General features: G+C 68.9%; 8 protein-coding genes. 3 read left to right on the top strand and 5 right to left on the bottom strand.

Annotated elements, in window-relative coordinates; genetic code table 11:
* The first annotated feature begins 204 nt into the window (after nucleotides 1–204).
* Nucleotides 205–3,165, top strand: coding sequence for a TonB-dependent receptor plug domain-containing protein (locus GNT64_RS03185; protein ID WP_156678193.1), 2,961 nt, complete (start codon nucleotides 205–207; stop codon nucleotides 3,163–3,165).
* A 10-nt stretch (nucleotides 3,166–3,175) separates the two neighbouring features.
* Here the strand turns inward: GNT64_RS03185 and GNT64_RS03180 are convergent, their stop codons facing one another.
* The 3 genes from GNT64_RS03180 to GNT64_RS03170 are packed head-to-tail and all read right to left on the bottom strand — an operon-like array spanning nucleotide 3,176 to nucleotide 6,433.
* Complete coding sequence (locus GNT64_RS03180) at nucleotides 3,176–4,549, bottom strand: Coenzyme F420 hydrogenase/dehydrogenase, beta subunit C-terminal domain (protein WP_197277265.1); 1,374 nt, start codon at nucleotides 4,547–4,549, stop codon at nucleotides 3,176–3,178.
* Entirely contained in the window at nucleotides 4,542–5,597 is a 1,056-nt protein-coding gene (locus tag GNT64_RS03175; RefSeq protein WP_156678191.1) for a polysaccharide pyruvyl transferase family protein, read from the bottom strand. Before GNT64_RS03175 ends, GNT64_RS03180 begins: the two co-directional genes overlap by 8 nt.
* On the bottom strand, nucleotides 5,594–6,433 hold the full coding sequence (locus GNT64_RS03170) for a TIGR04290 family methyltransferase (protein WP_231639221.1): 840 nt from the start codon (nucleotides 6,431–6,433) through the stop codon (nucleotides 5,594–5,596). The genes GNT64_RS03175 and GNT64_RS03170 overlap by 4 nt, the downstream gene beginning before the upstream one ends.
* A gap of 194 nt (nucleotides 6,434–6,627) precedes the next feature.
* Here GNT64_RS03170 and GNT64_RS03165 point away from each other — a divergent pair, with 194 nt between their 5' ends.
* Both GNT64_RS03165 and GNT64_RS03160 read left to right on the top strand, forming a co-directional pair.
* Nucleotides 6,628–7,518, top strand: coding sequence for a glycosyltransferase family 9 protein (locus tag GNT64_RS03165; RefSeq protein ID WP_156678190.1), 891 nt, complete (start codon nucleotides 6,628–6,630; stop codon nucleotides 7,516–7,518).
* A gap of 3 nt (nucleotides 7,519–7,521) precedes the next feature.
* The gene (locus GNT64_RS03160) at nucleotides 7,522–7,968 is read left to right on the top strand and encodes a DUF6165 family protein (RefSeq protein WP_231639220.1); all 447 of its coding nucleotides are present in this window, start codon (nucleotides 7,522–7,524) and stop codon (nucleotides 7,966–7,968) included.
* Nucleotides 7,969–8,028: 60 nt separating this feature from the next.
* Here GNT64_RS03160 and GNT64_RS03155 read toward each other — a convergent pair whose 3' ends face one another.
* Complete coding sequence (locus GNT64_RS03155) at nucleotides 8,029–10,410, bottom strand: TonB-dependent receptor (protein WP_156678189.1); 2,382 nt, start codon at nucleotides 10,408–10,410, stop codon at nucleotides 8,029–8,031.
* 158 nt (nucleotides 10,411–10,568) lie between these two features.
* Nucleotides 10,569–12,161, bottom strand: coding sequence for an MFS transporter (locus tag GNT64_RS03150; protein ID WP_156678188.1), 1,593 nt, complete (start codon nucleotides 12,159–12,161; stop codon nucleotides 10,569–10,571).
* Nucleotides 12,162–12,199: the final 38 nt, after the last annotated feature.

Below are 12,199 nucleotides of genomic sequence, written 5' to 3'. Positions count from 1 at the left end.
CATCATTGCCACGCGCGCCAGCGTGACACTGCCGGCGCGCCACCGCCAGCCCGAACTGGAAGCGAAAGCAACGGATTGCGCGCGATCGCCTGAACCCATCCCGCGCACGCGCGTTACAGCCTGTCGGCGCTACGGGATCACCCGATCGCCGTGGGGAGAGGGCCGCGCATTCGAGCGGCCCCGCGATAAGGGGGAGATATCGTCATGCGGATCCATGCAAGATGTCGTGCGCTGCTGCTGGCCGGGGCCGCCTGCGCAGCCGCGCCGGCGATCGCCCAGACGCCGCCGGTCGCGGGCGGCACGGCCTCGGCCGACGCCGCGCCCGAGGCGGCGGCGAGTGGTGGCGACGCGGAGATCGTCGTCACCGGATCGCGCATCCAGCGGCCGGACTATGCCGCGCCGACGCCGGTCACGTCGTTCAACGCGACGAGCCTCCAGCAATCCGGCAACACCAACGTTACCACCTTCCTGCAGCGCGTGCCGGCCCTCACCAACTCGCTGGACAGCACGCGCACCGCCGGCCGCTCGCAGACGGACGGCACCTTCGGGCAGGTGGGCCTCAACCTGCTCGATCTGCGCGGCTTGGGGCCGAACCGCACCCTGGTGCTGGTGGACGGGCGCCGCCACGTCGCCGGCCAGCCGGACACCGCCGCCGTCGACATCAACGCCATCCCCGCCGACTTGATCGAGCGGGTGGACGTGCTGACCGGCGCCGCCTCCGCCGTCTACGGCGCCGATGGCGTGTCCGGCGTCGTCAACTTCATCCTGAAGCGCGATTTCGACGGCATCGCGGCGCGCAGCCAGATGGGCATTTCCGAGCGCGGCGATGCCGGCAACCGCTTCGCCTCCGTCATCGTCGGGCGCAACTTCGCCGGCGGGCGCGGCAACGTGACCCTGGCCTACGAATATAATGCCGACGATCCGCTGGCGAACGACGATCGCAACTATCTGGCGCAAGGCCGGCGTGTCTACTTCGTGAACGTGGACGGTTACGATCCGGCCCGGCCCGGCAGCTACCAGCGCGGGCCGGTCGGCGATCTGCGCTATCCGTTCAGCTCCAACCAGGGCATTATCGGCATCGGCGACCAAACGTTCCGCGGCGACGGGGCGATCTACACGCCGGGACGGTTCCTTCTGAACGACGGCTATTCGGTGGGCGGCGACGATACGCCGGTGGCCGGCTACATCGGCGACATCCTGCCGCGCACCCGCCGCCACGCCGTCAATCTGCTGACCCGCTACGAGGCGTCGGACGCGTTCAAGCTGAGTCTGGAGGGCAAGTTCGTCCAGAGCACGGTGACGACGTTCAGCGGCTATAGCGGCAACTATCCGGCCACGATCGCGCTCGACAATCCGTTCATCCCGGCGAGCATCCTCTCCGCCGCACGGGCCGCCGGGCTGACCGCGATCGACGTGAGCCGCAACAATTTCGACATACCCCGCCGTGGCGAGCGGGACCGGCGCCGCACCTATCGCGGCGTGGTGGACGTTTCGGGCCGCATATCCGATCACGCCAATTACGACGTGTCGTACACCTACGGCCGCACCGACGTGCGCGCGACCAAGCTGAACGACAGGCTCAACGATCGCTTCCTGGCGGCGCTGGACGTGGTGCGCGATCCCCGCACCGGCCAGCCGGTCTGCCGCTCCAGCCTCGATCCCACGGCGGTGTCGACGCCGTCCCTCACCTTCACGCCCGGCGCGGGCAGCGGGTGCGTGCCGGTGAACACCTTTGGCGGGAACAGGGTGGATCCGGCCTCCTTCGGCTTCTACCTCAGCAATCCGGCCAGCCAGGCGCGCCTCACGCAACACGTCGTCAACGCATCGCTGACCGGGGATTTCGGCCAGTTTTTCGAACTGCCGGGCGGCCCGGTGCAGTTCGCCGCCGGCGGCGAGTATCGGCGTGAATCGAGCAGCTTCCGCCCGGCCGACGCGCTCACGCGCAACCTGTTCTACCAGTATGACGAATATATCATCCCGACGCCGTCCAGCGGGCATTTCGACGTGGCCGAGCTGTTCGGTGAGCTGAACGCGCCGCTGCTGCGCGATCGGCCGTTCGCCTCGCTGCTGTCTGTGGGTGCGGCGGGCCGCTACTCGCACTATTCCACGGTCGGCAGCACCTACGCCTACCAGTTCAACGGCATCTACGCGCCGATGCGGGACATCACGATCCGCGGCTCCTACGGGCGATCGGTGCGCGCGCCGAACGTGGGCGAGATCTTCCGCCCGCAGACCGGCACAAGCAACTTCTTCTCCGATCCCTGCTACGCCGCCAACCGGGGCAGCGGCACCAGCTTCCGCGAGGCGAACTGCCGCGCGCTGATCGGCGGGCTGGGCGGGGACATCGCCACCTTCACGGCGGCCAACAACCCGAACGCGACCATCTTCATCCCCGGCACGCAGCAGGGCAATCGCGATCTGCGAGCGGAGGTGGCGCGCACCTGGACGGCTGGCACGGTGCTGCGCCCACGCTTCGTGCCCGGCCTCACCGTCGCGCTGGACTGGTATGACATCCGCCTGAAGGATGCGATCAACACGCCCGATGCCAACGTCGTCGCTAATCTGTGCGTCGATCAGCCGAGCCTGGACAACGTCTATTGCGGGGCGATCAGCCGCATGCGCGGCACCGGGTTCATCGACGGCTATGTGGTGCAGCCGCAGAACGTGGCGGCATTCCGCACGGCCGGGTTGGAGCTGAACGCCAGCTACCAGATCCGCACCGCGCGGCTGGGGCTGTTCGACCTACGCCTGGTCGGCGGCTACCTCCACCGGCTGGAGCAGATCGCCACGCCCGGCGCCGCGATCGAGAACAATGTCGATCAGCCGTTCCGGCCGAAATACACGCTCACCTTCTCGCCGACATGGACGTACGAGGCGGTGACGATCAGCTACAATCTGCGCTGGCAGGATGGCGTGCGCCGCTTCACGCGGGTGGAGACGGACAATAATCCCAGCCTCGTCGATCCGCGCTACTTCCGCTACAAGGAATTGTGGCTGCATGACGTGCAGGCGCAGGTGGCGGTCGCTCCGGCCTTCTCGATCTACGGCGGCGTCAACAACCTGACCGACCAGAAGCCGGATATCGGCTTCGAGACCAACATCCCGATCTCGCCAGTCGGCCGCTATCTGTATGTCGGCGCGAAGCTGCGGCTGGCCGGCACGTAACGGCGCGCCGTCACTCGCCTGCTGCGCCGCCTTCCAGCCGGCGCAGCAGGCGGCCGAGCGGCCAGCGCAGATAGGCGAACGCCTCGTAGGTGCGCAGCGAGAGACGCGCCCAGCCGAGATACAACCCGTGCCAGCCGGTGGCACGGGCGAGCGCGAAGATGCGGTGGCTGCCCGCACTGATGCACAGCCGGCTGGCATAGACGAGCTTGCGGCGGAACGGCAGGTCCCGCCCGCCCGGCGCCACGCGCTTGCGCAGCGGCAGGCGTGGCGGCGCGACCCGCAGCCGCCAGCCGAGCCCTTCGCGCCGCTGGCGGAAGCCGGCCGCCTGCGTGCCGGAAATGAACGCCGCATCCACCTCGTCCAGCGCCAGCCGACCCTCCGCCACGGCGTCGGCGACGATGCGCTGCACCTCCGGCCGCCGCACGATCACCACGTTGGTTCCGCGCCCGTCTGACGAGTAGGGCTCCACCCAGGCGTCGCCGAAGGCGATGTCGGCGGCTTCCGCGACCACATCGTCGCAATAGTTGCAGGCCGGATTCTGGAAGAAGCCGGCGCCCCAGTCGCCATCCACCAGATGCCACCAATCCTGCCAGCGGGCGGTGCCGTCGGCCAGGGTCAGGTGCGCGGTGTACCAGTTGGCCGGCCGATCGGGATCCTTGCGGCGATACTCCACCGCCCGCACTTGATCCACCGGCGCGCCGAGCTGCCAGGCGAAGCTGTCGACCAGCCGGGCGCTCTTCATGTGGCCGCAGAACAGGCCCAGGGTGAAGGCGATCCGCTCGTGCAGCACCGGCTCCTCGGCGCGCAGCAGCTGCACCGCCTTGATGAAGCACGGCACGCCGACCACCGCGTAGCGGCCCGGCACCGCCCTGATCTCGGCGAGCATGGCCGACATCTCGACCGGATAGTAGCGCGATCGCGCGCCCTGCCCGATCTCGCCTTCCGTCCGCGACATGCGATAGCCGAAGAAGCGTCCGTCGCCGACCGGATCGGCCGGCGCGACATGGGCGACGCCATCGACGAGGCCGAGGCGCAGCAGCTCCGCCGCCACCCAGCTGACCATGCCGCCGGAGCTGCCGCCCGCGCGAAAGCCGCCCTCCGCGACATGGCCGACATAGGCGGTCTCGAAACTGCCGATCAGCGGATCGCGGTGCGCCGGCTGCGGGAAGCGATCGGCGGCGATCGCATCCTCGTCGCGGGCATCCGGCGAGAAGGGGCAGATGCGCGACAAGGCCGGCATCGCCTCCGCCGCCCAGGCGCCCTCCGGCTTCAGCTGACCGAAGCGATCCCATCCCATCGCGCCCGCACCGCCCGCGCATCCGCCGCAGCCGATGCAGAGCCCCGCCGCCGCCACGTCGCGCGGGGCGAGCGGCGCCTCAGCCAAGGACGGAGGCCAGATAGGCGCTCGATCGCGTGCGCATCGCGGCAATCCGCGCGTCGATCGCGGGATCCAGCGGCGTGCCGAGCAGATCGGCATAGTCCTGGGCCGACGTCTCCGCCGTCACCATGTGCCGCCCGGCGGCGAGCGACCGGGTGAGATCGCGCACCTTGTTGAGACGATAGTCGGACGGCGCGCAGACGAACGGCCGGCGGTGATGCAGCGCGAATACGCAGCCGTGGAAGAAGTTGGTGGCGACCGCATCCGCGCCGGCGATCAGCGACGAGAATTCCTCCGGCCCGGCCTCGATCCGCTGCTCGTCCGCCCACTCCGTCCGATAGCCGATGCTGACGATGCGGCGGCCGCTCTGGCCGGCCCAGCCGCGCACGGCGGCGGCGAACCAGTCGGGAAAGCCGTGGCCGTAGAGGGCGAGGTAGGGCGATCGCTCGCCGGTGGGCTGTGGCACCGGCGGGGGGAATTGCAGGCACGGATCGAGGACGAGCGCGGGCTCCCGATCCAGCCCATCGCGCACCAGCCGCCGGCTGTTCTCGTCGCGGACGGACAGGGCGTCGAACCGTTCCAGCTTCGCCGCCCAGTCACGATCGATACCATGCGCGGCGTCGTGGTTGCCGAAGCTGGCCGCATAGGATGCCAGCCGGCGCGACTGCAGCCGCTCCCCGAAGAAGATCGGCTTGAAGCCGTACCAGGGGTGGCGGAAATTCCACACCTCGTCGCTGCCGACCAGGACGGCGTCGTAGGCGCCGGCATCCTCCGGCCGGTCGAGCGCGAAGCGGGGCGACTGCGGCAGCCGATCGAACGCATCCAGGAAGCGGCGCCCCTTGGCGGCGTAGCGCGGCAGATCGTCGCGCCGGGTGCGCAGCGGCAGCTGCGGCTGGAAGGCGCAGCGCCACTCGGCCCGGCGCACCTGCGGCGAATCGTGGTCGAGCAGTTCCGCATCGTGGCCCATGCCGCGCAGCCCTTCCACCAGGCATCGCGCCTGCCAGTAGGAGCCATAGTTGATGCAGCGATGGAAGGTGAGGACGCCGACCTTCACCCGGCCACCGCCGGGCCGGCAGCGCCACCGGCCCGCCGCGCGGGGTAGACCGTCGCCGGCCCGTGTTTGGCGTAGGGTACGGGCGTCGTGCGACACAGATAGACGTCGGGTTCCGGCGTCGTCTGCACGGAGAAGCCGGCGGCGCGCAGCATCGCCTGCGTGCACGCGGCGTTCGGCGCCCACCAGTTCGTCCAGTCGTGGGCGAACTCGCGCTCGATGAAGTGCAGCCGGGGATAGCCGGGATCGTCGAAGAAGGGTGGCGGCGTCGTGGTGCCGGGCATGAAGAAGGGATGGTCGGCCGGCACGTCCAGCACCGCCGTCGATCCCTGCTGCATCGTCTGGAACAGCATCATGTCGCCGGCCACATGCTCGCGGATCAGGTCCAGCGCCAGCAGCGGGTGGCGCAGATGGTAGAGCACGCCCATGAAGATCACGAGATCGAACCGCTCGCCCAGCGCCCCGACATCGTAGACCGAGAGGTTGGCGAACTCGACCCCTTCGAAGCCCAGCGCCTGCGTCGCGAGCCGGGCTTGCGCAAGGTAGCGCTCGTCGCTGTCGATGCCCAGCACGCGGGCGGCACCCCGGCGCTTCATCTCGACCGAGTAGAAGCCCGCGTTGCAGCCGATGTCCAGCACCGTCCTGCCCGTGAGATCGGCCGGCAGCGCCGATGCGAAGCGGAGGAACTTGTCGCGCGGATAGTCGCCGAGGAAATGATCCGGCGCCGTGTGGATGCCGCCGAGATCGATATTGTGGAACCACGGGCCGATCGCTGCAATCCTGCCCCGCAGCGCATCGGCGTCCGCCCGCATCTCGGCGAGGTCGACGATCTGGTTCAACGGCACCCCCTGGCTTCACGGGCGGCAGCCCGCTGGCGGCCGCCCAAATCGTTCGATGGACCAGTCCTTACAGAGGCCCGCCTCGTTTCGCCAACGGGCAGCGCAGACGGCTGTTCCCCGGCGGCGGGCACGCGATCGCGCTGCTATCGCGCGGGCCGTGGAACCAGCCGCGCGGCGCGCGACTTTGCATCCTGATGGCCGATCGGATGAGGATGTGGGTGGCGGCGATGCGCGGCGGGCGCTACGCCGACGCATGGGCGCTGGCCGGCGAGACGCTGGCCGAGCGCGATCCGGCGCTGCGCGACGATCCGAGCCTGCCCTACCATCTGCGCTGGGTGTGGGACGGCCGGCCGCTGGAGGGGCGGCACGTGCTGGTGCGCTGCTATCACGGGCTTGGCGACACCATCCAGTTCGCCCGCTTCCTGCCGCTGCTGGCGGCGCGGGCGGCATCGGTGACGCTGGAGATCCAGCCGCGGCTGATGGAGCTGATCGCGCCGCTGGCAACAGGCATCGCGCTGAAACCGTTCGATCAGGCGCATCCGCTGCCGCCGGCGGAGGTGGATGTCGAGATCACCGAGCTCGATTTCGCCCTGCGCGCCGCGCCCGCCGATGCGCCGCCGCCCTATCTCGGCTCTCGCCGGGCGGTGCTGCCCGCCGGCACCGTCGCCTTGTGCTACGGCGCCGGCGACTGGGACAGATCGCGCTGCGTGCCGCCGGCGCTGCTCGCGCCGCTGTGCCGCCACGCGCCCGTCGTCACGCTGATGCCCGAGCCGACCGAACTCGCCGTGCTGAACCCGGAGGGTTGCCCGTTCGATATCGGGGCGACCGCGATGCTGGTGGCCGGGGCCGATCTGGTCGTTACCGTCGACACGATGATCGCCCATCTCGCCGGCGCCATGGGCAAGCCGACCTGGCTGATGCTGAAGGACGAGCCGGACTGGCGCTGGGCGCCCGACCAGACCGGCAGCGCCTGGTATCCCTCGATCCGCCTCTATCCCCAGCCGGGCGCGGGCGACTGGGCGGCGGTGGTGGAGCGGATCGAGCGCGATCTGGCGGCGCGCACCCTCTGCGTGGCGAAAGGATAGGAGATGAAGCAACTGGCGAGCCCGGCGGTGCCGGTTTCCTGGGGCGAACTGCTCGACAAGATCACCATTCTGGAGATCAAGCGCGCCCGCATCGCCCGGCCGGAGGCGCGCGCGAATGTGGCGCGGGAGCTTCGCCTGCTGCGCGCGATCGGCCGGCCGGCGCTGCGCCGGGCCGATGTGACGCCCCTCGTCGCGGCGCTGCGCGAGGTGAACGAGACATTGTGGGAGATCGAGGACGCGATCCGCGAGGAGGAGGCGGATGCGCGGTTCGGCGCCGACTTCATCCGGCTGGCCCGCGCGGTCTACAAGCGCAACGACGAGCGGGCTGCGATCAAGCGGCGGATCAATGCGCTGCTGGAATCCGAGCTGGTCGAGGAGAAGAGCTACGCCGGCCCTGCCCCACTACGCCGGGAAGCCGTGCCGGGGCAGGCCCCCCTACCCGCTTTCTGAACCGTCGGCGATCGCGGGGAAAGAAGCGGACCCGCCCCTCCCCGCGATCGCACGCGGAGATCAGAACTTGTAGCCGAGCTGCACGCCGTAGGTGCGCGGCTCGCGACCCGAGGAGAATGACCAGAGGCCCGCCACGGTGAACGCCGCGTTCGGCCCGCGATCGTCGAGCAGGTTGCGGACGAAGCCGGTGACGCGCGCCTCGTTGCCGCCCAGATCGAACGTCAGCGAGGTGCTGGCGTCGAGCAGGTTCTGCCGATCGGAGCGGACGCGCGGATCGTTGCGCGGGATCACGAGCGTGCCGGTGGCCGGATAGGTGGCCGTCGCATCGAGCGCGACCTGCTGGTCGTAGCGCGAGATGAAGCGGTAGCCGACGTTCGTCGTCCACTTGCCGAAGTCGAGCGGCTGGGCATATTCGGCGTTCAGCGAGGCGGTGATCTTCGGCGCGTAGATCATGTCCACGTTCGAATAGTCGATCGTCCGCACGGCCGGCTGCAGCGGGCTGACCGAGCCCTGCGAAATGAAGTTCCGGAAGCCGTTCTGCAGATAACCGAGCGAACCGCTGAACGTCAGATGCTCCACCGGCTTGGCCGTGAAGTCCATCTCGATGCCCTTCAGTCGCGCCGAGCCGACGTTGGTCACGATCGTCTCGTTGCCCACGTTGCCCGAGGTGGGCACCGTCGTGTTCTGCTGCAGATCCTTATAGTCGGCGTAGAAGCCGGCGATGTTGAAGAGCAGCTTGCGATCGAAGAACGATGTCTTGAGGCCGATCTCGTAGGAGTCGACCGTCTCGGGGCCATAAGGCGTCCGCGACGATTGCGGCGTCAGACCGCGGCCCGAGAAGCCGCCCGAGCGGTAGCCGCGCGACCACGAGGCATAGACCATCAGATCGTCGGTCGGCCGATAGTCGACGCCGACCTTCGGCGTGAACTTGCTTCCGGAATATTTGAAGTTGCCGAAGCTCGCCCCCTGCCCGATCGTCAGTTCGTTCTGCTTCTTGTCATGCGTGTAGCGGCCGCCGAACGACAGGCGGAAGCGATCGGCGAACGCCCAGTTGAAGTCGCCGAACGCCGCATAGGATTGCGACTTGCCGATCGTCAGCTGATCCGCGTTCGGATCCGTGAACCCGAAGAAGCGCGTCGTCTGCGCCAGCGAGTAGCGGTGCTGATAGTAGAAGCCGCCGATCACATAGTCGAACGTATCGGTGAACTTGCCCGCAGCGCGCAGCTCCTGCGTGAACTGCCAGAAGCGCTGCTTGCGATCGAAGTAGTAGAGGTCGGCGGAGAGCGCGTCGACGTCCTGCATCTGCCGCTCCTTGATCCGGCGATAGCCGGTGATCGAGGTCAGCTTGGTGAAATCCAGGTCGAGGTTCTGCTCCAGCGTCGCCGCCGGCGCGCGGAACTTGCCGGAGCCCGCCGAACCGAACACGGTATAGAGATCGCGGCCGGACGTGTTGCGGTTGCACTCGTTCGCCGGCGGCCCCTGCACGCGGTTCGGCCCACCCGCGAACGCATCGATGATCGCCTGGGTGCAGAACGCCTCGCCGGTCTTGGTGATGCTGGAATTGACCGGGTCGAAATCCTGGACCTGCTTCTCCAGCGTCACCAGCGCGTCATAGTTGCTGCTCGGCGTGAACAGGAAGGAGAGGCCGAAATTCTCGTTGTTCGACGCGCCACGGCGCTTGCCGGTGATGCCGGAACGGTAATAGCCGTCGCTCTGGTTGTGGAAGTAGAAGCCCTTTACCGCCAGCAGGTCCTTCACGATCGGCGCGTTCACCACGGCGCGCGCCTGGAAGCTGTCGTAATTGCCGTAGCTCAGCTCGAACTTGCCGCCGAACTCCCCGGTCGGGCGGGTGCGGCGGATGTTGATCACGCCGCCGATGGTGTTGCGGCCGAACAGGGTGCCCTGCGGCCCGCGCAGCACCTCGATCGAGGCGATGTCGAAGAAGTCGAGGTAGGAACCCGTCGAGGTGCCGATGAACACGCCGTCGACGACGATGCCGACGGTGGACTCGAACGACTTGTCGACATCGGCGAAGGAAAGGCCGCGGATCGAGACGTTGGAGGCGGCGCCGCCGGTATTCTGGCTGGTGATCAGCACGTTCGGCGCGGAACCCTGCAGATCGCCGATGTTGATCGTCGCCTTGGCCTCCAGCTGCGCCGGCGCGATCGCGGTGATCGCGATCGGCGTCTGCTGCAAGGTCTCGTCGCGGCGGCGGGCGCTGACGACGATGTCCTGGATCTGGCTGTCGTCGGCCGTCGCATTCTCGGCCTGGGTCTGCGCCGGAGACCCTTGCGCGGCGGCGTCGGCCGGTGCCGGCGTGCCGATCTCGGCCTGGGTGGACGGGGCCGTGCCCGCATCCTGGGCCAGTGCCGGCGCGGTCAGGCCGGCGAGCGCGACGCCGCCGAGGGCGAGCAAGAGTGTCGGTCGACGAGTGATGGCCATAAAATTCCTCCCCGGAAAAGATGTGTCGTTGGCGCAACGCCACCTTGATGCTGGCGCAATCCGCGATACGCTCCCCGCGTCCTACTACCACTAAGATCAGGTCGCCCCTTCCCCGCCGCCCCTGTTGCAATTAGGACGCAGGTGAGGGCGCCGGCGGATCAGTCGAGCGGCTTTCCCGCCGTTTCCGGCAGCCACACCATGGTGACGATCAGCGACATGGCGACCACGCCGGCCATGTACCACAGGCCGGAAAACGGATCCCCGGTGCGCGCGACGATATACTGGCTGATGAACGGCAGGAAACCGCCGAAATATCCGGTGCCGATATGATATGGCACGGACATGGAGGTGTAGCGCACGCGCGCCGGGAACAGCTCCACCAGCAGCGCCGCGGCGGGGCCGTAGGTCATGCCCGCGAGGGCGCCGATCGTCACGATCGCCAGCACCAGCCGGGCCGCGTCGGCCGGCGGCGGCACGATCTTGCCGAGCCGGTAGCCGGCCGCCGCGAGCGCCGCATCCAGCGCGGCGGGATCGGCGGCGTCGATCGCCCGCCCGCCGATGCTGACGCGCGGCGCCGCCCCCGCCGGGCCAGCGATCTTGGTGTAGGCCACGCCCTTTCTTGACAGCGCGTCCAGCAGCCGCCCGCACGGCGTCGCCTGGCCCTTCGTGGCGAACGGATCGTAGGTGCAGTCGCTGCCCGCCACCTCCACCGGCGCGCGCGCCATGGCGGCGGCGAGGTCCGGATTGGCGGACGCCGCCATCCAGTGGAACAGCGGGAACACCAGCAGCAGGGTCAGCGCATAGCCGATCACGATCGGCGGCTTGCGGCCGATGCGATCGCTGAGCCAGCCGAACAGGATGAACCAGCCGAGGCTGCACACCGCCCCCGCCCCCACGATCAGCCGCGCGGCATCGTCCTCGATCCGCAGCGTGTTCTGGATGAAGTAGAGCGCCTGGAACTGCGCGGTGTACCAGATCACCGTCAGCCCGGCGGCAACGCCGAACAGGGCGACCAGAATCAGCCTCACCTTCGCCCAGCTGTCGAAGCTCTCCCGCACCGGATTGGCGGCGACCGCGCCGCCGGCCTTCATCGCCTGGAAGACGGGGCTCTCCTTCAGCTTGAGCCGGATCCACAGCGATATCGCCAGCAGCAGGATCGAGAACAGGAAGGGGATGCGCCAGCCCCATGCCTGCCACGCGGCCGGGGCGACGAATGCGCTGGCCGAGAGCACCACCGTCAGGCTCAGCAGGAAGCCACCGATCACGCTCGCCTGGATGAAGCTGGTGTAGAAGCCGCGCCGGTGCGGCGGCGCATGCTCGGCCACGTAGATCGCGGCCCCGCCATATTCGCCGCCCAGCGCCAGGCCCTGCAGCAGCCGGCAGATCACGAGCAGCACAGGCGCGGCGATACCGGCCTGCGCGTAGGTGGGCAGCAGGCCGACGGCGGCGGTGGCCACGCCCATCAGCGTGACGGTGACGAGGAACGTGTATTTGCGGCCGAGCCGATCGCCCAGATAGCCGAACAGGATGGCGCCGAGCGGGCGCACGCCGAAGCCCGCGCCGAACGTCGCCAGCACCAGCAGGAAGCCGGCCGTCTCGCTGGCCGCGGGGAAGAACAATCTGGCGATGACCGTGGCGAGCGTGCCGTAGACGAAGAAGTCGTACCACTCGAACACGGTGCCGAGCGAGGAGGCGAGGATCACCAGCCGATCCCGCCTGCCGTCGATCACATGATCCCGTGCCTTCGCCATGCCGCTCCCCCTCCTGCCCCACTTGGGTGTAGAAGCCG

Origin of the sequence: Sphingomonas profundi (assembly GCF_009739515.1) — a bacterium.
Taxonomy (GTDB): domain Bacteria; phylum Pseudomonadota; class Alphaproteobacteria; order Sphingomonadales; family Sphingomonadaceae; genus Alterirhizorhabdus; species Alterirhizorhabdus profundi.
This window is presented reverse-complemented; position numbering and strand designations above follow the sequence as displayed.

Bases quoted from the DNA above. Each gene is read 5' to 3' on its own strand.
- GNT64_RS03185 (WP_156678193.1), top strand. From the start codon at position 205: ATGCGGATCCATGCAAGATGTCGTGCGCTGCTGCTGGCCGGGGCCGCC.
- GNT64_RS03165 (WP_156678190.1), top strand. From the start codon at position 6,628: ATGGCCGATCGGATGAGGATGTGGGTGGCGGCGATGCGCGGCGGGCGC.
- GNT64_RS03160 (WP_231639220.1), top strand. From the start codon at position 7,522: ATGAAGCAACTGGCGAGCCCGGCGGTGCCGGTTTCCTGGGGCGAACTG.
- GNT64_RS03155 (WP_156678189.1), bottom strand. From the start codon at position 10,410: ATGGCCATCACTCGTCGACCGACACTCTTGCTCGCCCTCGGCGGCGTC.
- GNT64_RS03150 (WP_156678188.1), bottom strand. From the start codon at position 12,161: ATGGCGAAGGCACGGGATCATGTGATCGACGGCAGGCGGGATCGGCTG.